This is a genomic window from Nocardia sp. NRRL S-836, from assembly GCF_001279525.1.
In the GTDB taxonomy this organism is placed as follows: domain Bacteria; phylum Actinomycetota; class Actinomycetes; order Mycobacteriales; family Pseudonocardiaceae; genus Lentzea.
In genome coordinates this window covers 37532-63157 of record NZ_LGDY01000002.1, presented here as the reverse complement: position 1 = coordinate 63157, position 25626 = coordinate 37532, and the positions used below count along the sequence as shown (strand labels likewise).

The window sequence follows — 25626 nt, the reverse complement described above, 5'->3', positions numbered from 1 at the left end:
ACGCGAGGCCGTAACGGTCGTTCCGCCGCCAACGACCTAGGCGGTGGTTCGCCCGAGAAGGCCTCGGCATCGGCGCAGTGCGATGCCTCGCGAGGAGTGGTGGGGTGGCTTCCGCCGGCCGCCTCACCACTTCACCCCGCCGAGCCCCGCCGAGCGCCCGGGAGGTCAGCGCGCGCCGAGCGCGGCTGCGATCGCCGGTGCCAGCGACCGGCTGAACACGCTGTTCAGGTGGTCCGGGTCGAAGTAGACGGCCACCTGGCCGACGACCGCGCGGCACACCCTGTCGTCGCAGAAGTACCGGGTCAGGTCGAGCAGCGACACGTCCGGGTTGCGCGACGAGCGGGCTGTCTCGGCCAGCGGGTCCACCGGGTGGGCGGCGGTGCGCGCGACGTCGCACGCCGCCGGGTTCGAGGCGTTGAGCGGCACGCAGTCCGGGGAGCGCACGGCGGCGTTGAGCGGGGGGTCGGCGAGTACCACGACCCGTGCGCCCGCCTCGGTCCAGCGGGCCCAGCGCGGTTCCAGGCCCGCCCGGTACTGCTCGGTCTGCGAACGGCCGCTGCCGTCGTCGGCGGGTTCGTCGCGGGCGAAGAACGACGTCAGCACGAACGTGGGGCGGTCGGCGGTGATCACGTCGGTCAGCTGCGCGCGCCAGTCCGCGCACGCCTTGATGTCCGGTTCGGACATGTTGCCGCGGAAGCCCTGGTAGGTGATGTCCGCGAACGGGCAGCCGCCCAGGTAGCTGACCGTCAGGCGCCACTTCCGCGCCCGCGCCACCTCGAACAGCGGGGTCTGCCACTGCTGTGCGTGCGAGTCGCCGACCAGCCACACCTTCGGCGCGTCCGCCGCGCCGCCGGAGAAGTCGCACACCGAGGTCGTGGCCTTGTCGAACACCTTGTACTGCTCCAGGACGCGGCATTCGGGTGCCGGGCGGAAGTACTCGTTCACCGGGCCCATCGCCGTCACCAGCGCCGGTCCGTACGGGTCCACGCAGTCCCTGCCGTCCAGCGCGGCGGCGCCCAGGCACGGGTTGAGCACCGCCGAGGCCTGGTCCCGCTCGGCCTGCGCCGCCTGGGCGCCGTACGACCAGTACAGGCCGCCCGCCAGCGCCACGATCACAGCCACACCGGCGACCATCGCCGTGAACGTCAGCCCGCTGCTGCGCTTCACAGGTCCCCACGACATGCCGCGGTCCTCGACGACCACCTTCGACACCCACGCCAGCAGCAGCGACACCGCCAGCAGCCCCAGCAGCCACGGCGTCGTGAGCTTCCCCTTGTCCAGCACGTCGTTCAACGCGAACGGCGCCAGCAGCAGCAACGGCCAGTGCCACAGGTAGAGCGAGTAGCTGACGTTGCCCACGAACTGCACGGGCCGTGAGGCGGTCACGGCCGTGTGCCACTGCCGTCCGGTCCGCAGCCCCGACACGATCACGAGCGCGGTGCCGGCCGCGGGGACGAGCGCGAGGGAGCCGGGGAACGGCGTGTGGTGGTCGTACCCGAACGCCGAGGCGATGATCATCGCCAGCCCGCAGAACGCCGCCAGTTCGGCGAAGACCCGCGGCAGCACCAGGCGGGAGGCGGCCAGCGCCACCCCGGCGCCGATCGCGAACTCCCACACCCGCACCGGCGTCGAGAAGTACGCCGGGTTCGGCGCGGTGATCGTCAGGTAGATGCTGTAGCCCAGCGACAGCACGCCCACGGCACCGACGCCCGCCACGACCCAGCGGCGCCGGCCCAGCTTGAACAACCCGATCAGCAGCAGCGGCCAGACCAGGTAGAACTGCTCCTCCACCGACAGCGACCAGTAGTGCTGCACCAGGCTCGCCGCCGCGTTCTGCGCCGAGTAGTTGACCGACCTGGCCGCCAGCCGCCAGTTCTCCCAGTAGGACGCGGCCGCGACCGCCTCGGCCGCGTTGGTCTTCCAGCGCGGGTACGGCAGCAGGAGGTAGGCGGTGACCAGGCTGAACCCGAGCACGAGGAACGCCGCGGGCAGCAGCCGCCGGACGCGCCGCGCGTAGAACCGGCCGAGCCGCACCCGGCTGGTCCGCACGATCTCGCGGTCCAGGTGCGAGGTGATCAGGAAGCCGGAGATCACGAAGAACACGTCGACGCCGACGTAACCGCCGGTCAGCGCGGCCGGCCAGAAGTGGTTGACCACGACCGCCAGCACGGCGACCGCCCTCAGCGCCTGGACGTCGGTCCGGAAGCCGGGTGCCGTGGCGGCCGCCGGGGGTCTGGCGCCGCTCTCGTCCGGGCGCAACTCCGTCGTCGTGCTCACGCTGATCCCCCAAGATCACTCGTTCGAGCGATGGCGGGAGATGCTAACCCAACGCGGATTTAACGGTCAGCGCCAGCTGGGCAACCAGAGCTGCTGCTGCCACAGCTCGGGCGTGATCGGGTTGCCGTTCAAGATCGGCCACAGCCACACGAAGTTCGCGACGACGATGCCCGTGTACAGCGCCACGACCAGCAGACCGGTGCCGCGGCGTTCGGAGCCCGCACCGGCCCGGCCGAGGATCTCGCCCAGTGCCAGCACGATCAGCAGCACCAGGAACGGCGCCATCGGCGTGACGTAGAAGAAGTACATCTGCCGGTCGAGGTTGAGGAACCACGGCAGCAGACCGGCCATGTACCCGACGAGCACGGCGGCGTAGCGCCAGTCCAGCCGGCCGACGGCCCGCCAGATCGCCCAGCCGATCGCCGGGAACGCCACCCACCACAGCGCCGGCGTGCCGATCAGCATGATCGCGCCGAGGCAGGACGCCTGGCCGCAGCCGGTCACGGAGTTGTCGTAGTAGTAGAGCATCGGACGCAGGCCCATCGGCCACGTCCACGGCTTCGACTCCCACGGGTGCCGGTTGGTCGCCGAGGTGACCAGCTCGACGTGGAACTTGTAGACGTTCTTGGCGTTGTACCAGAGCGACTGCAGCACGTCCGGGACGTAGGCGACGTCCTGGACCTTCGTGCCGACCACGTGCCGGTCGATGCCGGTCTCGCTGGCCATCCACGGGAACCACGTCACGAGGTACACCAGCACCGGGATCGCGACCAGGCCGCCGAGCGAGGGCAGGACGTCCTTCGCGAGCGAGCCCAGCCACGGCTCCTCGACCCCGGCGGCCCGGCGCGCCAGCGCGCTCCAGACGACCGTCAGCAGCCCGAACGCGGCGATGTACCAGATGCCCGACCACTTGATGCCGCACGCGAGGCCCAGGCACACGCCCGCACCGAAGCGCCACCAGCGGAAGCCCAGCCACGGGCCGAAGGGCGAGTTGTTCACGAACCCCTCGCGCACCGCGACGGCGAGCCGTTGCCGCACCTGTTCGCGGTCCGCGACCACGCAGCCGAACGCGCCGACCACGAACAGCGCCAGGAAGATGTCGAGCATGCCCATCCGGGACTGGACGTGCGAGACGCCGTCCGCGATGAGCAGCACGCCGGCCAGCGCGCCCAGCAGGTCCGACCGGGTCAGCCGCCGGGCGATCCGCACGATCAGCAGGATCGTGATCGCACCGGCGAGCGCGGAGGCGAACCGCCAGCCGATGCCGTCGTAGCCGAAGAGGTCCTGGCCGATCGCCATCAGCTGCTTGGCGAGCGGCGGGTGGACGATCAGCTCGTAGCCGGGGTTGTCCTCGTAGCCGCCGTTGCGCAGCACCTGCGCCGCCTGCGGCACGTAGTGCTTCTCGTCGAAGATCGGCGTGCCCTTGTCCGTCGGGTAGCCGACGTTCCAGAACCGCACGACCGCGCCGATCAGCGTCACCACCGCCGTGACGAGCCACCCGCGCAACCGATCTCCATGCGGAGGTGGTTCGAGAGCCGCCGCACGGTCCGTGGGCGGCTCCTCCACGACGGCGACGGGCGCCTCTCCTGGCTGCACGAGGACTGTCACGTCGCCGATCGTAGGGTGAACGGTGTGAGTCCTGTATCCGGTTCAGGCCGTCTGGTCCTCGCCGCTACCCCGCTTGGTGACATCCGCGATGCTTCCGCGCGTCTGGTCGAGGCGCTGGGGACGGCCGACGTCATCGCCGCCGAGGACACCCGCAGACTGCACAGCCTCGCGGCCGCGCTGCAGGTCAAGCCGTCCGGGCGGGTGATCAGCTTCTACGACCAGGTCGAGCAGGCGCGCCTGCCGGGGCTGGTCGAGTCGCTGCGCGCCGGTGAGACGGTGCTGCTCGTGACCGACGCGGGCATGCCGAGCGTGTCGGATCCGGGCTACCGGCTCGTGGCCGCCTGTGTGGAGGCGGACATCCGGGTGACGTGCCTGCCGGGGCCGTCCGCGGTGACGACGGCGCTGGCGCTGTCCGGCTTGCCGAGCGACCGGTTCGCGTTCGACGGCTTCCCGCCGCGCAAGTCCGGTGAGCGCAAGCGCTGGTTCGCCCCGTTGGCCACCGAGCAGCGCACGGTCGTGTTCTTCGAGGCACCCCATCGGCTCGCGGCCACCCTCGCGGACGCCGTGGAGGTGCTCGGCCCGGACCGTGCGGCGGCCGTGTGCCGTGAGCTGACCAAGACCTACGAAGAGGTCGTGCGCGGGTCGTTGGCCGAGCTCGCCGCGTGGGCCGTGGAAGGCGCACGCGGCGAGATCACCGTTGTCTTGGGCCCGGCGCCCGTACCGGACACGCCCGACCTGGAGACGCTGGTCGCCGAGGTGAAGCAGCGCGTCGCCGACGGCGAGCGGATGAAGTCGGCCGCCGCCGAGGTCGCCGAGGCCGCCGGTGTCAGCAAGAAGACCCTCTACGACGCCGCCGTCAAGTCTTCCTGAGCGTCACGCGGGAAGTGCCACGCGGGGAGCTTTCGTACGACAGGAGCGGACGGGAGAGCCCCGCGTGGCATCAGCATCAGGCGGACTCGCGGTGGAAGGTGCGCACGCCGTAGGCGATGCCAGCCAGCACGAGCAGGGTCACCGCGACGAGGCCGTACAGCGCCGAGCCGGTGGTGAAGATCGACCGTTCGGCGTCGACGACGTGCGCGAGCGGGTTGGCCCGGGACAGCCAGTAGAGCCACCGCGGGCCGTTCGACATCGGCAGCAGCACGCCCGACAGCAGCATCAACGGCACGATGACCGCCGACAGGACCGACGCGAAGACGTACTCCAGCTTCACCTTCAACGCGACCGCGTACGACGCCGACCCGATGGCGACGCCGAGCAACGCCACCAGCCCGAGCCCGAGCAGCACCTCGCCGGGTGACGCGTGGAACCCGAACAGCGTCGCCGCGAGCACGATCAGCAGGCTCTGCACGACGAGCAGCACGACGTCCTTGCCGACCCGGCCGACGAGCAGCGCGACCCGGCTGACGGGTGTGACCCGCAGTCGTTCCAGCACGCCCGTGCGCACCTCGGGCAGCAGCGAGAAGCCCGCGTACGCCGTGCCGAACAACGCCATCTGCACCAGCAGGCCCGGCACGAACCACTGCCAGCCGCCGTCGCCGAGCAACGGCCCGAACAGGCCGAGGTAGAGCAACGGCTGGGCGAGCCCGAGCACGACCGCCACGGGGTTGCGCAGCACCGGGAGCGTCACGCGGGCGAACACCAGCCAGGTGTCGGCGAGAACGTTGTTACGCGGCATGGCTTTCCTCCCGCAGCGAGCGGCCGGTCATGGTCAGGAAGACGTCGTCGAGCGTCGGGCGGTGCACCTGCACGGAGTGCAGCTCGACACCGGCGGCACCGAGGTCGCGCAGCAGGCCCGGCAGCGCCCGGTCCCCGTCCGGGATCCGGAAGCTGACCTCCTCGCCGTCCACCACGGCGTTGTCGAACCTCGCCGCCACGGCCGCAGCCTGCGGCGTGCCGAGCACGACCAGGTCACCGGAGACGCGGTGCTTCAGCTCGTCCGGTGAGCCCTCGCCGACGATCGCGCCGTGGTCGATCACCAGCAGCCGGTCGCTGAGGTAGTCGGCCTCGTCGAGGTAGTGCGTGGTCAGGAACACCGTGGTCCCGTCGGCCCTGAGCTGCCGGACGTGGTCCCACAGGTTGCGGCGGCTCTGCGGGTCGAGCCCGGTCGACGGCTCGTCCAGGAACAGCAGCCGCGGGTCGTGCAGCACGCCCATCGCGATGTCGAGCCTGCGCTGCTGGCCGCCCGACAACGTGACGACGGCGCGTTTCTCCAGGTCCGCCAGGTCGAACCGTTCGAGCAGGTCGGCGACCCTCCTGCGGGCGTCGTGCTTGCCCAGGCCGTGGAAGCGGGCCTGGAACTCCAGCTCGTCGGCGACCCGCTGCTCGGCGCCCGCGCCGTTCTTCTGGCCCACGTAGCCGATGTTGCGGCGCACGCCCGCCGGGTCGGCCAGCAGGTCGTGGCCCGCGATGATCGCCTCGCCCGCCGTGGGCCGCAACAGGGTCGTCAGCATGCGCAACGTCGTGGACTTGCCCGCGCCGTTCGGGCCGAGGAACCCCACGAGCTCGCCCTCGGCGACGTCGATGTCCACCCCGCGCACCGCCTCCACCGGACCTGCCTTGGTGGTGAACCGGCGCGCGAGGCCGCGTGCCTTGATCATGACCGAACCCCCTCTAGTCAAGTTTGACTAGAGGCTAGCGAGACTATTCAAATTTGACTAGTCGGCGAGGTCGTAGGCGCCGGCCTCCAGCCGTTCGACCAGCTCCCTGGTCCAGCGGACCTGGCCTTCGAGGTGGACCAGCCACAGCCGGAAGAGCTCGCTGACGTGCGCGGGCTTGCCCATCTCCGGCATCGAGGTGATGCCGTGCCTGGTCGGTGCCAGCTGTCCCTCCAGGCCCGCGAGCCGGTTCTTGAGCATCACGACGGCCTGCTGGCGCGGGATGAGGGTGAGCATCGCGATCGCCGCGGAGAGCTCGTCGTTGCCCGCGCTCGCGTCGGCCAGCGCGTGGGCGAGCAGGTCCCGCAGCTCGTGCTCGCCGGTCGCGGTGATCCGATACGTGGTCCTGGCCGGGCCCTCCGCGGACTCGGTGCCGACCGGTTCGAGCAGGCCGTCCTTCGCGAGCGACTTCAGCGCGTGGTAGATCGAGCCCGGCTGCACGTTCGCCCAGGCCTCCGCCGCCCACGACTGCAGCTCGCGGCGCACCTGGTAACCGTGCGCCTCGCCGACGAGCTTGACGACGCCGAGCACCAACATCCTGGTCGCGGACAAACAGACCTCCCACTCGGTGAAAACCGCCTGGCACCGCCTCCGTAGGCTATGTGCATGAGTGCCTCCGTACTGACCGCGGTGGCCTGGCCATATGCCAACGGCCCCAGGCACATCGGTCACGTCTCCGGTTTCGGTGTCCCGTCCGACGTCTTCTCCCGCTACATGCGAATGTCCGGACACCGGGTGCTCATGGTCAGCGGCACGGACGAGCACGGCACGCCCATCCAGGTGCAGGCCGAGAAGGAAGGGCTCACCGCGCGTGAGCTCGCCGACAAGTACAACCGTGTGATCGCTTCCGACCTGCAGGGCCTCGGCCTGTCCTACGACCTCTTCACCCGCACCACCACCGGCAACCACTACCGGGTGGTGCAGGACCTGTTCTCCGCGCTGTGGAAGAACGGCTACGTCATCCCCAAGACGGAGATGGGCGCGATCAGCCCGTCGACCGGCCGGACGCTGCCCGACCGCTTCATCGAGGGCACCTGCCCGATCTGCGGGTACGACGGCGCGCGCGGCGACCAGTGCGACAACTGCGGCAACCAGCTCGACCCCATCGACCTGAAGAACCCGCGCTCGCGGATCAACGGGGAGACGCCGAAGTTCGTCGAGACCGAGCACCTGTTCCTCGACCTGCCGTCGTTCATCGAGTCGCTCGGCTCGTGGATCTCCACGCGGACCGAGTGGCGCCCGAACGTGCTCAAGTTCTCGCAGAACCTGATCAAGGACCTGCGGCCGCGCGCCATCACCCGCGACCTCGACTGGGGGGTGCCGATCCCGCTCGACGGGTGGAGCGACCAGCCGATGAAGCGGTTCTACGTGTGGTTCGACGCGGTGATCGGCTACCTGAGCGCCTCCGTCGAGTGGGCCCGGCGCTCCGGGAACGACGACGCCTGGAAGGAGTTCTGGACCGGTGACGCCCAGGGCTACTACTTCATGGGCAAGGACAACATCGTCTTCCACTCGCTGATCTGGCCGTCGCTGCTGCTCGGGCAGAACGGCGCCGGCGACAAGGGCGGCGAGCCCGGCCGGTTCGGCACGCTGAACCTGCCGACCGAGGTCGTGTCGTCGGAGTACCTGACGATGAGCGGCTCGAAGTTCTCGACCTCGCGCGGCACCGTGATCTACGTCGGTGACTTCCTCAAGGAGTTCGGGCCGGACGCGCTGCGGTACTTCATCTCCGTCGCCGGTCCCGAGAACCAGGACACCGACTTCACCTGGGAGGAGTTCGTCCGCAGGACGAACTTCGAGCTGGCGAACGAGTGGGGCAACCTGGTCAACCGCTCGATCTCCATGGCGCACAAGAACGTCGGCGCGATCCCGAAGGCGACCGCGCTGACCGACGCCGACCACGAGCTGCTGCGGCAGTCGCGTGCGGCGTTCGACACGGTCGGCGCGCACCTGCGCCGCTCGCGGTTCAAGCAGGCCTCCGGCGAGGCCATGCGCGTCATCTCGGCGGCGAACAAGTACCTGTCCGACCAGGAGCCGTGGAAGCTCAAGGACGACCCGGAGCGCCGCGACTCGGTGCTGCACACGGCTTTGCAGGTCGTGCAGGACGCGAACACGCTCATGACGCCGTTCCTGCCGCACTCGGCGCAGAAGGTGTACGAGGCGCTGGGCGGTACGGGCGTGTGGTCCGCGCAGCCGGAGCTGACCGAGGTCACCGACCTCGACGTGCCGGAGCGCAGCTACCCGGTGCTGACCGGTGACTACGCCGGTGAGCAGGCGCGCTGGGAGTCGACGCCGATCGAGGCAGGCCGGCCGCTGGGCAAGCCGTCGCCGTTGTTCGCGAAGCTCGACCCCGATCTCGGCGAGACGGGCCCGGAGTGGGCCCCGATCGCCAGGTGAGCGACGAACGGGAACGACCGCCGGTGCCGGAAACCCTTCCGGCACCGGTGATCGACGCTCACACGCACCTCGACGCGTGTGGTGCTGCCGACGCCGCCGACGTGGCCGTCCTGCTCGACCGGGCGAACGCCGCCGGGGTCTCGCACGTGGTGACGGTGGCGGACGACCTGAAGTCCGCGCGGTGGGCCGCGGAAGCGTCCACCTGGGACTCCCGCGTCTACGCGGCGGTGGCCGTGCACCCGACGCGCACCGCCACGTTCGGCGACGCGGAGAAGGCGGAGCTGGAGCGGCTGGCCGCGTTCGACCGCGTGGTCGCGATCGGCGAGACCGGTCTCGACTACTACTGGGACTACTCGCCGCCGGCCGCCCAGCACGAGGCTTTCCGTTGGCACATCGACCTTTCCAAGCGCGTCGGGAAGCCGTTGATGATCCACGACCGGGACGCGCACGAGGACGTCCTCAAGGTGCTCGACGACGAGGGCGCACCGTCCACTGTGGTCTTCCACTGCTTCTCCGGTGACGCGGACTTCGCCCGCCGGTGCGTCGAGCAGGGGTACGTGCTGTCGTTCGCGGGCCCGGTGACGTTCAAGAACGCGCGGGCTCTGCAGGAGGCGGCCCGGCTGGTGCCGCCCGACCAGCTGCTGGTCGAGACGGACGCGCCTTTCCTGACGCCGCACCCGTTCCGCGGCCGGCCGAATGAACCACATTGTGTGAATTACACAGTTCGGTCGCTGGCTGCTCTGCGTGGCGAAGATCTTTCTGAACTCTGCGCCGCGGTCACCCGTACCGCTCAGCGGGTGTTCGGACTCGACCACCGAGATGCGACTTAGGACGAACGGAGCACAGGGTTCCTACCCCCATGGGGTGACTGAGGTCACAACATCGGCGGGGGTGTTTGCGCAACGTCGGTGACCCCGTTACTGTCCCGTGACCGTGCCACCTGTACCGACCCAGTCGGTTGGGAGCACGCCCGCGGTCGGGGCGGGCCGGAAGCCAGAAGCGCGAAGAAGCGAGACCACGTAGGAGGAGTTGCCGGGAACCTTCGAGCTGCAACTCGAATGATCTTGTCAACGCCAACTGTGCGGTGGCCTCACAGCTTCCGCAATGGAGGTATCGACCCTTGTCTGGTAGCGACAGAACTGCCGCTCCGTACGACTTCAACGACGACACGGACTGGTTCACGCCGGTCACGACGTCCACCGCAGTCGATCTCGTGGACCCCCACCCGAGCTTCCCCGCCGGTGCGCTGAGCATCACGCCCGCGGACGTGCTCGAGGTGCTCGGCCCGGACGCGGACGACCTGCTGGCCACGGCGAACGTCGACGTCGACGAGCTGATCCGGCTCATCAACGCCGAGACGACGATCATGCCGCCCCTCGTCCTCCCGTCGGAGGAAGAGGAGCGCGAGGACCCGCAGCTGCTGGTCCAGAGCGTCACGTCCTGGAAGCGCCGCTTCCTCAAGGGCGCCGTCGCCGCCGTGCTGGTGTCCATCTCCGGCGGTGGCGTGACGGCGATGGCCATGGACAAGTCCGTGGCCGTGGACATCGACGGCGTCACGTCGACCGTCCACTCCTACGAGGGCACGGTCGGCGACGTCCTCGCGGAGGAGGGCATCCGGGTCGGCGAGCACGACGCGCTGTCGCCGTCGCTCAACACCCCGATCTCCGACGGCGGCAAGATCACCCTCGACCGCGGCCGCCTGCTCAAGATGAGCGTCGACGGCCAGGCCCGCGAGGAGTGGGTCCGCTCGGTCACCGTCGAGGAGGCCGCCAAGCAGCTCGGCGTGCCCACCGAGGGCTCCTGGTTCTCGGCGCCGACGAGCTCGGACGTGCCGCTCGACGGCATGAACCTGGAAGTCAAGACCCTCAAGACGGTCAAGCTCTTCGACGGCGCGAACCCGGTCCGCGAGGTCCAGACCACCGCCGTCACCGTCGACGAGCTGCTGAAGAGCGAGAACCTCACGCTCGGCCCCGAGGACGCCGTCGCCTCCGGCGCGGACGTCCGGCTGGCCACCGGCGCCGAGATCTACATCTCGCGCACCGGCGTCACGGTCATCAACGTGAACGAGCCGGTCGCGGCGCCGGTCGAGAAGACCAACGACCCGACCATGACCGCGGGCGAGCAGAAGGTCGTCGACCCGGGCGCCCCCGGTGAGCAGATCTCCACCTACCGCGTGACGGTGAAGAACGGCAAGGAGATCGCCCGCGAGAAGATCGGCGGGAAGGTCACGAAGGAGCCCAAGCCGAAGAAGATCGTCGTCGGCAGCAAGCCGCTGCCCGACGGCGCCGCCTGGGACCGCCTCGCCGGCTGTGAGGCGGGCGGCAACTGGGCCATCAACACCGGCAACGGCTACTACGGCGGCCTGCAGTTCAACAAGAGCACCTGGGACGCCTACGGCGGCAGCGCGTACGCGGCCTACCCGCACCAGGCCACCCGCGAGCAGCAGATCGCCATCGCGACCAAGTTGCGTGACGGCCGTGGCGGCACGTACTCCGCGTGGCCCGGCTGCCGCGCCAAGCTCGGCCTGCCGTAACCCCGCACCGCACTCGCCGAAGGCCGTCCGTGGTTCGCCACGGGCGGCCTTCGCCGTCCCACCGCTCCACTGCCTCCGATCGCACGCGGAGACCTTCCGCACGCTCTCGGCGTACGCGGGGTCCCCGCGTACGGCCCGGTGCGGGGCGTCGGGCGGTGGGCAGGCGTGGGGGCCTGCGAGAATGCAGCGGTGAGCCTGCTGGGACCCGCCGAAGTCCGTCGTCTAGCCGAAGAGCTGGGCATCCGCCCGACCAAGAAGCTCGGCCAGAACTTCGTGCACGACCCCAACACGGTCCGCAAGATCGTCGCCGCCGCCGGGCTGGATGAGACGGACGTCGTCCTGGAGGTCGGCCCCGGCCTGGGGTCCCTCACCCTCGCCCTGCTGCCCGCCGCCGCGCAGGTCGTCGCGGTCGAGATCGACCCGCCGCTCGCCGAGCGGCTGCCGCAGACCGTGCGCGAGATGGACCCGGAGAACGCGGGCAAGCTCCACGTCGTCCTGAAGGACGCCATGAAGGTCACCCGGGAGGACCTGCCGGTGCAACCCACCGCGATCGTGGCGAACCTGCCGTACAACGTCGCGGTCCCCGTGGTGCTGCACCTCCTGCACGAGCTGCCGAGCCTCGCCAAGGGCCTCGTGATGGTCCAGGCGGAGGTGGCGGACCGGATGGCGGCCAAGCCCGGCAGCAAGATCTACGGGGTGCCCAGCGTGAAGCTCGCCTGGTACGCCGAGGCCCGCAAGGCCGGCGCCGTCGGCAGGAACGTGTTCTGGCCCGCCCCGAACGTCGACTCCGGCCTGGTCGCCTTCCGGCGTCACGAAAAGCCGCTGTCCACAGTGGACAAGAAGAAGCTCTTCGCGATCGTCGACTCAGCCTTCGCGCAGCGCCGCAAGACCCTCCGTGCGGCACTCAAGAGCTACACCGCCGACGTCGACGAACTGCTCCAGAAGGCGGGCATCGACCCGCAGGTCAGGGGCGAGCAGCTGAGCGTGATCGACTTTGTCCGGATCGCCGAGGTCTGATCCGGCGATCCTTCGGCCAACAGTGTGATCTGTCGAACGAATCCGAATCTGGCTTGCGCAACCGAACGTCCGTCCGGTTGACTGCTCATTGCCATCCGGAGCGACTGAGAGACCTGGCTCTACGACGTCGCAGCAACCACCCGCTGGATGCGGGCAGGTGCTAACGCCAGGACCGATGGAGGATCACATGGGTACCTCGCGAATGCTGACGCGCCGTCGAGTAGTCGACCAGTGCCGTCGCACCGCTTCTGCATGTCGTCGCCACCTCGTCTAAGGCGCCTTCTCAAAGTCCTTTGACGCGCACTCAGCCATCGAGTGGCGCACACCCTGAGCAGAACTTCGACCGCGCACCCCAGTCAGACGGGTGGGTGTGCCGTCGAGCGCAGCCGTGGAGCAGAAGTGATCACTGTCGAAAACCTCACCAAGTCCTTCCAGGGTGTCAACGCGCTGAACGGCGTCACCCTCGACGTCCAGGCCGGCACCGTGCTCGGCGTCGTCGGCCCGAGCGGGGCCGGCAAGTCGACGCTGGCCCGCTGCGTCGCGCTGCTGGAGCGCCCCGACTCGGGTGCGATCCGCGTCGACGGCACGGACATCACCTCGCTCGACGGCTCCGCGCTGCGTGCCGCTCGCCGGCAGATCGGCGTTGTGCCGCAAGGGGATTCGCTCCTGCGTCAGCGCACGGCGGCCGGAAACATCGCCCTGCCGCTGGAGAGCGCGGGCGTTCCCGGTCCGCAGCGCCGCAGCCGGGTGGGTGAGCTGCTCGACCTCGTCGGGCTGACCGACAAGGCCGGTGCCTACCCCGACCAGCTGTCCGGCGGGCAGCGCCAGCGCATCGCCGTGGCCCGCGCGCTCGCCGCCAACCCGTCCGTCCTGCTCGCCGACGAGCCCACCAGCGCGCTCGACCCGGAGACCACCGGGTCCGTGCTGACGGTGCTCGACCGTGCGCGCGCAGAGCTCGGCGTGACCGTTCTCGTCGTCACGCACGACATGGGCGTGGTCCGCAAGATCTGCGACGACGTCGCGGTGCTGGAGCAGGGCCGGGTCGTCGAGCACGGCAAGGTGCTCGACCTCGTCAACAACGTCGCCAGCCGCACCAGCTCCGCGCTGCTGCCCGCGGTCGACCTGAACCCGATCAACGAGAGCGCGTACGACCGGGTCGCCGACGTCGTGCTCGTCGGGTTCGCCGCGGTCGGCGCGCTGCTGCCCGAGGTCGCGAACCGGTTCGGCGTCGAGCTGAACATCGTCGGCGGCGGGCTGACCCGCCTCGGCGAGACGCCGGTCGCGCGGTTCCGGGTCGGCCTGAACGGCGAGCGGTCCGACTCGGCGCTCGAGTGGATCAGTGAGGCCGGCGGCGCGGTTCAGAGGTCCCTGAAGGGGCCACAGGGAGTAGCTGCGTGAGGTCTGCAACACCCTGGTCCGACGTGGTGAGCTACCTCGTCGAGGCCACCGGGGAGACGCTGTACATGGTCGGCGTCTCCACCGTCATCGCCACCGCTTTCGGAATTCCGGTCGGAGTCTGGCTGCAGCTCACCGCCAAGGGCGGGCTGCGGCCGAACCCCACCGTGCACCGCATCCTCAGCTTCGTCACGGACCTGGGCCGCTCGATGCCGTTCATCGTGCTGCTCGTCGCCCTCACCTCGGTGACCCGCCTGATCGTCGGCGGTTCCATCGGCAGCACGGCCGTCATCGTGCCGCTGGCGGTGGGAGCGATCCCGTTCGTGGGGCGGCTGGTGCAGAACATCCTGTCCGAGGTGCACGTGACCGTGGTCGAGGCCGCGGTCACCACCGGCGCCTCGACGCTGCGGATCGTGCGTTCGGTCCTGATCCGCGAGTCGCTGCCCGCGCTGATCAACGCCATCGGCGTCACCGTCATCGCCCTCATCGGCTACTCGGCCATGGCGGGTGTCATCGGCGGCGGTGGTCTCGGCGACCTCGCCATCCGCGAGGGCTACCAGCGCTTCAACGACCGGATCCTGTGGAGCACCGTGGCGTGGCTCGCCGTGCTCACGACCGTGATCCAGTTCGGCTTCACCCGTGCCTCCCGCGCGTCCGACCGGCGCCGGCACGCGACCGTCTAGTTTTCCCGCCGCTTTTTCTCAAAAGGAACGTCATGCGTATTAAGGCTGCCCTGATCGCGGTCGCTTTGACTGCTTTGTCCGCTTGCTCGGCCGGCGGTTCGTCCGCTTCGGACACGCTCAAGGTCGGTGTCTCGCCGGTCCCGCACGCCCAGATCCTCAAGTACGTCGCCGACAACCTGGCGGCGTCGAAGGGCCTGAAGATCGAGGTCGTGGAGTTCACCGACTACGTGCAGCCCAACACGGCGCTGGTCGACGGCTCGCTCGACGCCAACTACTTCCAGACCGTCCCGTACCTGGCGACGTTCACGAAGGAGAGCGGCGCGAAGGTCGAGTGGGTCGCCGGCGTGCACGTCGAGCCGCTGGGCCTGTACTCGAAGAAGGCGAAGAAGGTCGAGGAGCTGCCGCAGAACGCCAAGATCGCGGTCGCCAACGACGCCACGAACGAGGCGCGCGGCCTGAAGCTGCTGGAGGCCAACGGCCTGGTGAAGCTCAAGGCCGTGGACCAGCCGACCGTCCGCGACGTCACGGAGAACCCGAAGAACCTGCAGTTCGTGCCCCTGGAGGCGGCCCAGCTGCCGCGTTCGCTGGAGGACACCGACGCCTCGGTGATCAACGGCAACTACGCCATCGACGCGGGCCTCAAGCCGGCCACCGACGCGCTGGTGCTGGAGAAGGCCGAGGGCAACCCCAACGCCAACGGCCTGGTCACCCGCACCGAGCTCAAGGGCGACAAGCGCATCCGCGACCTGGCGGAGCTGCTGGCGTCGCAGCAGGTCAAGGACTACATCAAGCAGACCTTCAACGGTTCCGTCATCCCGGTGTGAGATCCGCCGTGACCGGGGGAGCAGCCCGCCCGCGCCGATCGCCCGTAGGCTGACGTGGTGCTCGCAGTCGTTCCTCCCCCGGTCACGGTCCGCGTCCCGGCCAAGGTCAACCTGCACCTGGCCGTAGGCGACGTGCGACCGGACGGCTACCACGACCTGGTGACCATCTTCCAGGCGCTGTCACTGGCCGACGAGGTCACCGTGGCGGTCGCCGACGAGCCCGGCGTCGAGGTCCACGGCGAGGGCGCCGACCAGGTGCCCACCGGAGCCTCCAACCTCGCCTGGCGGGCCGTGCGCCTGCTGGCCGCGCACGTGGGCAAGGACCCGGACGACCCCAAGGTCCGCGTCGTGATCCGCAAGGCCATCCCGGTCGCCGGCGGCATGGCCGGCGGCAGCGCGGACGCCGCCGCCACCCTGGTGGGCCTCGCTTCGCTGTGGCGGCTGGAGATCAGCCGCGACGAGCTGGCCGGACTGGCCGGCAAGCTCGGCGCGGACGTCCCGTTCTGCCTCTACGGCGGCACCGCGCTCGGTACCGGCCGCGGCGAGCGGATCGTGCCGGTGCTGGCCCGCCACCAGTTCCACTGGGTGCTGGCGTTCGACCGGCGCGGACTGTCCACCCCGGACGTGTTCGACGAGCTGGACCGCCTGCGCGCCGACGGCGACCCGCCCCGCGTGGGCCAGGTCGAGGCGGTGCTGGAGGGACTGTCCTCCGGCGACCCGCGCCAGCTCGCACTGCTGCTGGGCAACGACCTCCAGGCCGCCGCCGTGTCCCTGCGCCCGAACCTGCGCCGCACGCTGCGCGCGGGCGTCGACGCGGGCGCGCTGGCCGGCATCGTGTCCGGTTCCGGCCCCACCACGGCGTTCCTGTGCGAGGACAACGACACGGCCGTGCGCGTCGCCGCCGAGCTCGCGGGCGCGGGCGTCTGCCGGACCGTGCGCGTCGCCCAGGGCCCGGTGCCCGGTGCGCGCGTGATCACCACCGAGGAACCGAAGCCCACGCCGCCCGAGGTGCACGCGTGAGGACGGCCTAGGCCTTCAGCTGGATCGGCGGCGGCGCGGGGACGAGGTCGCCGCGCCGCCGCCGTTGCACCAGCAGCTGCGCCGTCGACACCAGCACGATCATGGTCGGCACCAGCCAGTCGGCGAGGTCCCAGGCCCAGATGTTCCTGGTGAGCACCAGGAACGTGACGGCAGCGGCCATGCCCAGCGCCGCGAGCGCCAGCGCACCGGTCGTGTGCGTCCGGTACGGCGGCCGGGGCACGACCACGACCTTGCCGCCGGGGTCTTCGGCGTTCTCGTGCTCCACCAGCCGCAGCAGCACCGGCTCCACGTGCCTGGTCATCCGGCTGGCGGGCAGGTCGGGCGGCCGCACCTGGTCGAGCGGGGTGAACGTGGGCTCCCAGGCCGGGGAGTACGTGACCAGGCCGCTGAAGAACGGCAGGCCCACCGGCAGGTCCGGCGCGCGGTACTCCGGCAGCACCTGCTCGCCGAGCTCGGCCGCGGCCAGCTCGCGGAACGCCCGGTAGCTCCGCTCGTCCCCGGCGACGAGGAGCAGCCGTTGTGGTGCGACGACCTTCCTGGCCTCGACGAACTCCCACAGCGTGCCGGGTGTCGGGTCCAGCGCGATCACGACGAGCCGTGCGCGGGTCATCAGCGCACGCACCGGGTCCTGCCAGTTGTCCGTCGGGACCTGGAGCCGTTCGGAACCCGCGGGCGGCCCGGCGCGGCCCGGCAGGTCGATGGCGAGCACCCGGCCGAGCGGGCGCACCGCCGCGACGAGGTTCTCCTCGGCGCGATGGGCCGAGAAGAAGGTGAAGAGCACCTGGTTGCCGAAGCTCTCGGAGAACGGCACGGTGACCACCCGTGCGTCGCCACCGCGTTCGGCGTCGGCGTTGAACGACCGCAGGTACAGCACGAACAGCTCGTTCTCCGCAGGCTCCGGCACGACTCGGTCGAGGTGCAGGCGTCCGGCGGTCTTGGCCGCGTGCGCGGAGAACCGCCAGCTGCCCACGGCGAACAGCACGGCCACCAGCACCACCGGCCACATGCCGGCCAGCCGGTGCCAGGTCCCGGTCCCGCCGTCCCAGCCGATCAGCAGCGTCCCGGCGAGCGCGAGACCCGCCGCCACCACGAACCCGGCGCCCTGCACCACGACCCGCGGAACCGCCGGACCGGTCCACGTCCCGCGCGTGCGTGCCGGGCGCCGCGCCCGCGTGGCGGCCAGGTGCTCGGCGATCAGCAGGGCGTGGTCGAGGTCGCGGCGCTCGACCGGTGTGAACGGGTCGCACACCTGCTCGGGGAACAACCGCCACTCGGTCAGCACGGTCCGGGCCCGGTCCGCCACCACCGGGTCGGCCGAGCGCCGTGCGCGCGGCAGCATCCTGGCCGCCACCCGGCCGCGGCCGTGCCGCAGGTCCAGCAACGCGAGCAGCAGCTGCACGGCGGGCCTGAGCTCGGCGGGCGCGCCGCGTTCGGCCTTGCGGAAGGCCACCACCGCGCTGCGCGGGTCGTGGTCGTCGAGGTAGAGCTTCGTGCCGAGAACGGTGGAACCGATCGCCCCGCGCATGGGCTCGACTGTAGTGTTCCGCTATGACGTTGGGCACACTCGATGCCGCGCGTTACTTCCCCTACCGCCGGGGACCCGAGTCCGAGCGGGTCGAGCGCTCCGCCGCTCCCACCGACCTCGAAGACCAGCGGCGGGCCGTGCGCCTCGACCGCACGGACACGTTCGCGATGGCCGTCGACCGCCCGCTGTGGGCCGTCGCCGCGCTCGTCCTGACGTTCACCCTGTTCACGCCGTACTGGGTGTGGGGACTGGGCGTGTCGGCCGTCTGCGCGGTCACGGTGGTGCTGCTGCACCGCGTCGGCCGGCGTGCCTATGACGAGCTGCGGCTGCTGGACGCCACCGTCGGCGTACCGGTCCCGGACGACCTGGCGGACGAGGTCGTCGTCACCGGCCGCGCGATGCACGCGCTCAGCCTCGTCCACGACCTGGCGCGGACCAACGGGCACGTCGCGGGCGCGCTCAGGCAGTACGAGCGGGAGACCTCGAAGTTCGACCAGGCGTACACGACCTGCCTGTACCGGGCGCGTGCCGCGTGGGTGCGCGGCGACGAGGCCGGGTGGCGGGCGGCCGCGGAGCAGCTGCCGCTGCTGGCGAGCGCGATGGCGCAGGTGCTCACCCGGATCGACGTGCTCTGAGCACCGCTTTGACCCTTCTGGGTAGCCTTCATCAGGCAGTTTCTCCCCAAGGCGTGAGGTTTTGATGGCCAACCTGGTCAACCTGGAGTCCGTGTCGAAGTCGTTCGGCGTCCGGCCGCTGCTCGACGGCGTGTCGCTCGGCGTCAACGAGGGCGACCGGATCGGCGTCGTCGGCCTGAACGGCGGTGGCAAGACGACGCTGCTGGAGGTGCTGGCCGGGGTGGAGCCGGCCGACGACGGCCGGGTGTCGCGGTCGCGGGACCTGCGGATGGCGGTCGTGACGCAGCGGACCGAGCTGCCGCACGGCTCGACCGTGCGCAACGCGGTGATCGACCCGCTCGGCTTCGACGCCGAGCACGAGTGGGCGGCCGACGCACGGGTGCGGTCCATTTTGGACGGTCTCGGGATCATGGCGCTGGGCCTGGACTCCGTGGTGTCCACGATGTCGGGTGGCGAGCGGCGCCGGGTCGCGCTCGCGGCCGCGTTGATCCAGGACCTCGAACTGATCGTGCTCGACGAGCCCACGAACCACCTCGACGTCGAAGGCGTGCGGTGGCTGGCGCAGCACCTGCTGACGCGCAAGTGCGCGCTCGTCGTCGTCACCCACGACCGGTGGTTCCTCGACACCGTCTGCAACCGCACCTGGGAGGTCGTGCAGGGCAAGGTCGAGCAGTACGAGGGCGGCTACGCCGACTGGATCTACGCCCGTGCCGAGCGGACCCGGCTGGCGGACGTGCTGGAGGAGAAGCGGCAGAACCTGGCGCGCAAGGAGCTCGCGTGGCTGCGCCGGGGCGCGCCCGCGCGGACCTCGAAGCCGCGCTACCGGATCGAGGCGGCCGAGGCGCTGATCGCGGACGTGCCGCCGCTGCGGGACAACGTCGAGCTGCTCGCGTTCGCCAAGAAGCGGCTGGGCCGCACCGTGATCGAGCTGGAGGACGTGACACTGTCCATTCCGGACCGCGTGCTGGTGCGCGACCTGACGTGGCGGATCGGGCCGGGTGAACGCGTCGGTCTGGTCGGTGTCAACGGTTCCGGCAAGACGACGTTGCTGAGGCTGCTGGCCGGGGAGCGCGAACCCGAGACGGGCAAGCGGATCCAGGGCCAGACGGTGAAGATCGCGCACCTCTCGCAGGAGCTGCTCGACCTCGACGGCTCGATGCGGGTGCTGGAGGCGATCGAGGAGGTCGCGCGCCGTGTCGTGCTCGGCAAGTACGAGATGTCCGCGTCGCAGCTGGGCGAGCGGTTCGGGTTCTCGTCGCAGAAGCAGTGGACGCCGGTGTCGGACCTGTCCGGTGGCGAGCGGCGGCGGCTGCAGCTGTGCCGGCTGCTCATGGCCGAGCCGAACGTGCTGCTGCTGGACGAGCCCACGAACGACCTGGACATCGACACGTTGCAGCAGCTGGAGGACCTGCTCGACTCGTGGGCCGGCACGTTGATCGTCATCTCGCACGACCGGTACCTGGTCGAGCGCGTGTGCGACAAGGTCGTGGCCCTGTTCGGTGACGGCGGCCTGACGGACCTGCCCGGCGGCATCGAGGAGTACCTGCAGCGCCGGGACTCGTTGCGCGACAGGGAGTCCGCGGCCCCGGCCGCCGCGAAGGCACCCTCCAACGCCGCCGACCAGCGTGCCGCCCGCAAGGAGCTGGCGCGGCTGGAACGACGGCTGGAGCAGCTGCACAAGAAGGAGGCGGAGCTGCACGCGGCGCTCGCCGAGGCGGCCACCGAACCCGACCGGCTGCTCAAGCTCGACGCGGAGCTGCGGGCCGTGCTGGCCGAGGAGTCCGACGTCGAGGCCGCCTGGATGGAGGCGGCCGAGGTGGTCGAGGGCTGACCGGAAAAAGGACGGATTCCTTACGGGCGCTGCCAAAGGCTCGCCAGCCGGTCGCGCACGGCACCAGACTCACCGGTGTCCACTGCGAACGGATGGAGAGTGCGGATCCCATGGGTGTGCGGGTGTTGTGGAGCAGGCGGATCATCGCGGCGGCCAGTGCGCTGGCGGCGACCGGGGCGTTGACCCTGGTCGGTGCCGGCACCGCCACGGCGGCCGACACGCTGCGGTACAGCGTGTGCATCAGCAAGGGCAGCGGCGCCAGGGCCCAGATCGTGTTCCTCGGGTCGCACGGCGCGTCGGGTGAGGCGGCTCCCGGTTACTGCATGTCGGTCGACAAGGGGCGCGGCCTGCTCTTCAAGGTCAGGACGCGGACGTTGTCCGGCCAGTGGAAGGAAGACGGCAAGTTCTACAGCTCGGCCGACAAGCACCCGTGCGTGACGGCCTGGACCCGCAACGGCGGCACGGACACCGGCTACGGCATCAGCTACTTCTCCTCGCCGAACTCCTTGTGCGGCTGAGGACGTCCGTGAGCACCACCGGCGGCCGTGCCGGTGGTGCTCACGGACACGCCGGGAAGACGGCTACTTGCCGCGGCGGCGCAGTTCGCCGGCCAGCTGGGGCAGCAGCTCGTCGATGAACGACGTGTCGTAGCCCTGCCCGGACAGCAGCGCGTAGCTGAAGCGGGTCTTCATGACCTCCTCGGAGGTCGCCCCCAGCATGCCGTCGAGCGCGACGCCGATCTCCTCCAGCATCCGGTCGACCTGCGCGGTGCGGTAGCCGCGCTGCCCGGACGCCGCCTGCGGGATGCGCAGCTGGCGCAGCTCCTTCCAGGACCTGACCTGCGGCATGCTGCGCACCGGCCCGGAGAGCTGCTGCTCGACCCTGGCCAGGAACGCGTCCACCTCGGTCTCGTCGTAGCCGCGCCGGCCGATCAGCGGGCGGGAGAACCGGATGTCGCGGACGTCCTTGCCCGTCAGGTTGTCCTGCCCCATCAGCGTCGCCTCGATGCGGTCGAGGAAAGCGTCCACCTGGGACTCCTGGTAGCCGCGGCGGCCACGCGGCGGGCGGTGGAACGCGACGTTGCGGATGTCGCGGGCCGTGAGCTTCTTCTCCCCACCGGCCTTCGGGCGCGGCGGCACCGGTGGCACCGGTGGTGCCGGTGGCGCCGGGAGTGCCTGCTGCTTCTGCGGAGGTGGAGGCGGAGGCGGTGGGACCGCCTGGGGGCGTTGCGGTCGCTGCTGCTGCGGCGGCGGGACCGGCCGTTGTGGACGCTGCTGCTGCGGCAGCTGCGCCGTCGGCGGTGCCTGGACGACGGGTGGTGGCGCGGTCTCGAACATCAGCACGACCAGGTCGAGGAACGTGTCGACGTCCTCGGAGTCGTAGCCGAACGTGCCGGGCGCGGACTCGCCGAACACCGCGTCCTGGACCTGTTGCGCGGTCAGGTTGTCCCGCCCGCGCAGGGTGGCCTCGATGCGGTCGAGGAACGCGTCGACCTGGCCCTCGTGGTAGCCGCGGGTGCCCGGCCTGGGCTTGTGGAACCGCACGGCCGCGACGTCGTCGGGCGACAGCCGCACCGCGGGTCTCAGCGCCTGCGACGTGGCGTGCGCGCCCTGGGCCGGTGCGGCGGCCTGCTGGCGTTGCGGAGTGGACCGCAGCGTGTCGGCGACCAGCTCCATGAACACGTTGACCTCGTTGACGTCGTAGCCCGGATCACGGGTCGCCGTGCGGAACCGGACGTTCAGCACGTCCTCGCGCGTCAGGACGTCCTTGCTGCGCATGGTGTCCTCGACCCGGTCGAGGAACGCGTCGACCTCGGTCGCGTCGTACCCCCGCTGGCCCTTCGGAGGGCGGTGGAACGCGACGAGCGCCACGTCCTGCGCGGAGAGCAGAGGTGCCGGATGAGCGGGCAGACGATGCTGCGCTCCGGGGCCGCCCCGATCCACCAATGACCTCCTCCTGCGTACCTGTACTGGGGAGTATCGCGTTTCGCGTGGCATAACGTTTCGCCCTGATGGACCAAAGGCCGCCACTACGATCACGAACATGAGTCAGTTCGTGGATGTGATGCTGGCGACGGCCGCAAACGGCAGTGGCAAGGGCATGACGACGGGGGAACCCGCCGAGCCGGTCCGCCGGACCTGGGCCGAGGTGCACGAACGCGCCCGGCGGATGGCCGGTGCGCTCGATGTGGCGCCGGGCACCGCGATCGCAGTGCTCGCCGCCGAACCAGCCGCGATCGCCCCAGCCGTGCAGGCCGCATGGCTGTGCGGCGGGAGCGTCACGATGTTGCATCAACCCACACCGCGCACCGACCTGGCCGAGTGGGCCGAGGACACGGTGCGGGTGCTCGCCATGATCGACTCTCGTCTCGTGCTGCTCGGCGCTCCGTTCGACGCACTGGCCCCCGTGCTGGACCAGCACGGAATCGCCTACCGGAAGCTGTCCGAGCTCGACGGCGAGCCGATCGCCGACCCTGTTCCCACCCCCGAGGATGCCACCGCACTGCTGCAGTTGACCAGCGGCTCCACCGCGGACCCCAAGGCGGTCCGCATCACCCACCGCAACCTGATGTCGAACGCGCTTGGAATGCGCGAGGCAGCGGCGCTGGACCCGACGTCGGACGTCATGGTGTCGTGGCTGCCGTTGTTCCACGACATGGGGATGGTCGGGTTCCTGACCGTGCCGATGCTGTTCGGCCTGGAGCTCGTGAAGGTCACCCCGGTCGACTTCCTGTCCCGCCCGACCCTGTGGGCCGACCTGATCACCCGGCACGGTGGCACGATCACCGCCGCGCCGAACTTCGCCTACGCGATCGTGGCCCGCCGCCTCGCCTCGTCGGACGACTCGTTCGACCTGTCGACCCTGCGGCTCGCGTTGAACGGCGCCGAGCCGATCGACCCGGCCGCGGTCAAGTCGTTCATCGACGCGGGCGCCCGGTTCGGGCTGCGGCCGGAGTCGATCCTGGCCGCCTACGGCATGGCGGAGACCACGCTGGGCGTGGCGTTCGCGCCGTTGTTCACCGGCCTGTCGGTCGACGTCGTGGACCCCCAGGAGCTGGAGGCCGCGCGCCAGGCCGTGCCGTCGGAGTCCGGCCGCGCCTACCCGTTGCTGGGACCGCCGCTGCCGGGCCTGGAGCTGCGCGTGGTCAACGACGACGGCGATGTCGTGGGACTGCGCTCGGTCGGTGAGATCCAGCTCCGCGGCGACGCCGTGACGCCCGGATACCTGACGGTGAACGGTCCGCTGGCGACGCAGGACGCCGACGGCTGGCTGTCCACCGGTGACCTCGGGTACGTGGTGGAGGACGGCCAGGTCGTCGTCTGCGGGCGGCGCAAGGACGTCATCATCATGGGCGGCCGCAACATCTACCCGACCGACGTCGAACGCGCCGCGTGCTCGGTGGACGGCGTGCGCGCGGGCAACGCCGTGGCCGTCCGGCTGGACGCCGGGACGCAGCGCGAACGGTTCGCCGTCGTGGTCGAGTCGACGCTGGCCGGTGACGCCGAGGCGGAGAAGGGCCTCGTCAAGGAGGTCACCGCCCGCGTGGTCGACGCGGTGGGGCTGCGGCCGTTCGCGGTGGTCGTGCAGCCGCCGGGAACGCTGCCGAAGACGCCGTCCGGCAAGCTGCGCAGGTCCGCGGCGGCCGCGCTGGTCTAGTTCCGCCACCAGGTCGGGGGTGTCCGGCCCCTGCGGCGCCAACGGCAGTCGCGCCAGCCAGGACACCCCGACCGGTGGTGGTTGTCGATCCGCTCCACCACCCGCCGCAGGTCCCGTGCGGCGGGGGCGGGCAGCAGCCGCAGCACGTCCTCCAGGTCCTCGCGTTCCCAGTGCCCGTCGTCGTCGTGCTCGTACGGCCCGCGACACGAGCCGTCGTCCTCTTCGCGGCATGGCGGGCCGCACGCCTCGATGCGCCACTTCCACAGCCAGTTCCGGACGGCGCCGCGGTACAGGCGTTCGTGGGCGAATTCGAGCTTGCGGATCTCCCGCCGGGTGGACGGCGACACGCCTGGGACGTCGTCGGCGGCGTCGAGGCGGTGGGGCAGCGGCGGGAACTGGGCGCGGACGGTGCCGGCGGGCTTACGCGGCATGGCCCTTTCGGTTGGTCATGCCGGCATCCTACGGCTCAGTGGAAGGCGTTTTGGGCGGCTTCCAGGCCCTTGCTGACCAACGCCTCCGTCGCGTCCGCCGCCCGGTCGATCTCCAGGGCGAGCTGCTTGCGCTCCACCGCGGAGAAGTCCTTCAGCACGTAGTCGGCGGGGTCCTGGCGGCCGGACGGCCGGTCGATGCCGAAGCGGACGCGGTAGTAGTCCTTGGTGCCCAGCGACTTCGTGATGGAGCGCAGTCCGTTGTGGCCGTTGTCGCCGCCGCCGAGCTTCATGCGGATCGCGGCGAACGGCAGGTCCAGCTCGTCGTGGACGACGACGACGAGGCCCGGCTTGTAGAACTTGGCGGCGCTGGAGACGGGGCCGCCGGAGAGGTTCATGAAGCTGCGCGGCTTGGCGAGCACGACGCGGCGGCCGGACAGGCGTCCCTCGACGACCTCGGCACCGGACCTGTGCGCCTTGAACTTGCCGCCGGCCCGGTGGGCCAGCTCGTCGAGGACCAGGAAGCCGATGTTGTGGCGGTTGCCCTCGTACTTCGGGCCGGGGTTGCCCAGGCCCACAACGAGGGCGAGCTCATCGTCCACGGAACCGCAACTCCTGCTCGAGGTCGTCCAGCAACGCGTCCACGGCCTGCACCTGGTACCCGCGGCCCAGCAGGCCGGACGTGGTGCTGAACCGGGTGTTGCGGACCTCGGTGGAGGTCATCGCACCCCGGCCGTCCAGGTTGGCCGCGGCACGGGCGAGGAAGGCGTCGACTTCCACGCGATCGTAGCCGGTGCTCGACCGGGGGATCTTGCGTGTGGCCAGGTCCTCGCCGGTGCTCAGCCCGGTCGGCGGCACGATGCCGTTGCGGACCTGGAACTCCAGCAGGTGCAGCAGCTCGTCGACCTGGCGCGGGTCGTAGCCGTTGGGCACGGCCGCGAACCGCACGGTCTGCACGTGGTCCGGGTTGAGCCGCATCCGGCCGGACAGCGCGTCGGCGATGATCGACAGGAACTCGTGGACCTGGCCCGGGTCGTAGCCCTGGCGCTTGCGGCGGAAGGTCCGGACCCGGATCTCGGTCGGACGCAGGTACTGCAACGGCGCGCCGCCCCCCTCGTGAG

23 protein-coding genes and 1 riboswitch are annotated in these 25626 nt (G+C 70.7%); of the genes, 13 read left to right on the top strand and 10 right to left on the bottom strand.

Annotation, left to right across the window (positions count from 1 at the left end; translation table 11 throughout):
* Positions 1-165: 165 nt before the first annotated feature.
* Together ADL03_RS02345 and ADL03_RS02340 are read right to left on the bottom strand one after the other, a co-directional pair.
* Positions 166-2277, bottom strand: a complete 2112-nt coding sequence (locus ADL03_RS02345; protein WP_053731684.1) for an acyltransferase family protein — start codon at positions 2275-2277, stop codon at positions 166-168.
* A 66-nt stretch (positions 2278-2343) separates the two neighbouring features.
* Entirely contained in the window at positions 2344-3885 is a 1542-nt protein-coding gene (locus ADL03_RS02340; RefSeq protein WP_053731683.1) for a phospholipid carrier-dependent glycosyltransferase, read from the bottom strand.
* A gap of 15 nt (positions 3886-3900) precedes the next feature.
* Here ADL03_RS02340 and rsmI point away from each other — a divergent pair, with 15 nt between their 5' ends.
* Positions 3901-4755: a 16S rRNA (cytidine(1402)-2'-O)-methyltransferase gene (gene rsmI, locus ADL03_RS02335; protein WP_369808918.1), complete on the top strand. Its 855-nt coding sequence runs from the start codon at positions 3901-3903 to the stop codon at positions 4753-4755.
* A 76-nt stretch (positions 4756-4831) separates the two neighbouring features.
* Here rsmI and ADL03_RS02330 read toward each other — a convergent pair whose 3' ends face one another.
* From ADL03_RS02330 to ADL03_RS02320, 3 genes are read right to left on the bottom strand one after another with little or no spacing between them, the layout of a single operon-like run.
* Positions 4832-5560 (bottom strand): ABC transporter permease, encoded by a 729-nt coding sequence (locus tag ADL03_RS02330; RefSeq protein ID WP_053731682.1) that lies wholly within the window; start codon positions 5558-5560, stop codon positions 4832-4834.
* Complete coding sequence (locus ADL03_RS02325) at positions 5550-6482, bottom strand: ATP-binding cassette domain-containing protein (RefSeq protein WP_053731681.1); 933 nt, start codon at positions 6480-6482, stop codon at positions 5550-5552. The genes ADL03_RS02330 and ADL03_RS02325 overlap by 11 nt, the downstream gene beginning before the upstream one ends.
* Before the next feature lie 57 nt (positions 6483-6539).
* A complete protein-coding gene (locus ADL03_RS02320) occupies positions 6540-7091 on the bottom strand; it encodes a PadR family transcriptional regulator (protein ID WP_053731680.1) in 552 nt (183 codons plus the stop codon).
* 54 nt (positions 7092-7145) lie between these two features.
* Between ADL03_RS02320 and metG the strand changes: the two genes are divergently transcribed.
* From metG to ADL03_RS02280, 8 genes are all read left to right on the top strand, one after another.
* Positions 7146-8936: a methionine--tRNA ligase gene (metG, locus tag ADL03_RS02315; protein ID WP_053731679.1), complete on the top strand. Its 1791-nt coding sequence runs from the start codon at positions 7146-7148 to the stop codon at positions 8934-8936.
* Positions 8933-9766 (top strand): TatD family hydrolase, encoded by an 834-nt coding sequence (locus ADL03_RS02310; RefSeq protein ID WP_053731844.1) that lies wholly within the window; start codon positions 8933-8935, stop codon positions 9764-9766. The genes metG and ADL03_RS02310 overlap by 4 nt, the downstream gene beginning before the upstream one ends.
* 290 nt (positions 9767-10056) lie before the next feature.
* Entirely contained in the window at positions 10057-11469 is a 1413-nt protein-coding gene (locus ADL03_RS50420; RefSeq protein WP_053731678.1) for a resuscitation-promoting factor, read from the top strand.
* Positions 11470-11658: 189 nt separating this feature from the next.
* A complete protein-coding gene (rsmA, locus tag ADL03_RS02300; RefSeq protein WP_053731677.1) occupies positions 11659-12486 on the top strand; it encodes a 16S rRNA (adenine(1518)-N(6)/adenine(1519)-N(6))-dimethyltransferase RsmA in 828 nt (275 codons plus the stop codon).
* A gap of 88 nt (positions 12487-12574) precedes the next feature.
* A riboswitch (SAM riboswitch) is annotated at positions 12575-12668 on the top strand.
* 217 nt (positions 12669-12885) lie between these two features.
* The gene (locus tag ADL03_RS02295) at positions 12886-13884 is read left to right on the top strand and encodes a methionine ABC transporter ATP-binding protein (protein ID WP_053731676.1); all 999 of its coding nucleotides are present in this window, start codon (positions 12886-12888) and stop codon (positions 13882-13884) included.
* Complete coding sequence (locus ADL03_RS02290; RefSeq protein WP_053731675.1) at positions 13881-14564, top strand: methionine ABC transporter permease; 684 nt, start codon at positions 13881-13883, stop codon at positions 14562-14564. Before ADL03_RS02295 ends, ADL03_RS02290 begins: the two co-directional genes overlap by 4 nt.
* A 32-nt stretch (positions 14565-14596) precedes the next feature.
* The gene (locus ADL03_RS02285; protein ID WP_053731674.1) at positions 14597-15388 is read left to right on the top strand and encodes a MetQ/NlpA family ABC transporter substrate-binding protein; all 792 of its coding nucleotides are present in this window, start codon (positions 14597-14599) and stop codon (positions 15386-15388) included.
* A gap of 57 nt (positions 15389-15445) precedes the next feature.
* On the top strand, positions 15446-16408 hold the full coding sequence (locus ADL03_RS02280; RefSeq protein ID WP_053731843.1) for a 4-(cytidine 5'-diphospho)-2-C-methyl-D-erythritol kinase: 963 nt from the start codon (positions 15446-15448) through the stop codon (positions 16406-16408).
* A gap of 7 nt (positions 16409-16415) precedes the next feature.
* Here ADL03_RS02280 and ADL03_RS02275 read toward each other — a convergent pair whose 3' ends face one another.
* Positions 16416-17954 carry a hypothetical protein gene (locus tag ADL03_RS02275; RefSeq protein WP_053731673.1) on the bottom strand — a complete coding sequence of 513 codons (1539 nt, stop codon included), beginning with the start codon at positions 17952-17954 and terminating at the stop codon, positions 16416-16418.
* Between the two features lie 23 nt (positions 17955-17977).
* On the opposite strand from ADL03_RS02275, the gene ADL03_RS02270 reads away from it, so the two are divergent.
* From ADL03_RS02270 to ADL03_RS02260, 3 genes are all read left to right on the top strand, one after another.
* Positions 17978-18589 (top strand): hypothetical protein, encoded by a 612-nt coding sequence (locus tag ADL03_RS02270; RefSeq protein WP_053731672.1) that lies wholly within the window; start codon positions 17978-17980, stop codon positions 18587-18589.
* A gap of 64 nt (positions 18590-18653) precedes the next feature.
* The gene (locus ADL03_RS02265; protein WP_053731671.1) at positions 18654-20420 is read left to right on the top strand and encodes an ABC-F family ATP-binding cassette domain-containing protein; all 1767 of its coding nucleotides are present in this window, start codon (positions 18654-18656) and stop codon (positions 20418-20420) included.
* Between the two features lie 92 nt (positions 20421-20512).
* Complete coding sequence (locus ADL03_RS02260) at positions 20513-20938, top strand: hypothetical protein (RefSeq protein WP_157527838.1); 426 nt, start codon at positions 20513-20515, stop codon at positions 20936-20938.
* A gap of 63 nt (positions 20939-21001) precedes the next feature.
* Here the strand turns inward: ADL03_RS02260 and ADL03_RS50415 are convergent, their stop codons facing one another.
* Positions 21002-22363 (bottom strand): DivIVA domain-containing protein, encoded by a 1362-nt coding sequence (locus ADL03_RS50415; RefSeq protein ID WP_304438790.1) that lies wholly within the window; start codon positions 22361-22363, stop codon positions 21002-21004.
* Between the two features lie 100 nt (positions 22364-22463).
* Here ADL03_RS50415 and ADL03_RS02250 point away from each other — a divergent pair, with 100 nt between their 5' ends.
* Positions 22464-24077, top strand: coding sequence for a fatty acyl-AMP ligase (locus tag ADL03_RS02250; protein WP_053731669.1), 1614 nt, complete (start codon positions 22464-22466; stop codon positions 24075-24077).
* On the opposite strand, the gene ADL03_RS02245 is transcribed toward ADL03_RS02250, so the two are convergent.
* The 3 genes from ADL03_RS02245 to ADL03_RS02235 are packed head-to-tail and all read right to left on the bottom strand — an operon-like array spanning position 24074 to position 25603.
* Complete coding sequence (locus ADL03_RS02245) at positions 24074-24508, bottom strand: hypothetical protein (protein WP_053731668.1); 435 nt, start codon at positions 24506-24508, stop codon at positions 24074-24076. The genes ADL03_RS02250 and ADL03_RS02245 overlap by 4 nt on opposite strands.
* A gap of 35 nt (positions 24509-24543) precedes the next feature.
* Positions 24544-25107: an aminoacyl-tRNA hydrolase gene (pth, locus tag ADL03_RS02240; protein ID WP_053731667.1), complete on the bottom strand. Its 564-nt coding sequence runs from the start codon at positions 25105-25107 to the stop codon at positions 24544-24546.
* Complete coding sequence (locus ADL03_RS02235; protein WP_197288014.1) at positions 25097-25603, bottom strand: DivIVA domain-containing protein; 507 nt, start codon at positions 25601-25603, stop codon at positions 25097-25099. The genes pth and ADL03_RS02235 overlap by 11 nt, the downstream gene beginning before the upstream one ends.
* Positions 25604-25626 lie beyond the last annotated feature (23 nt).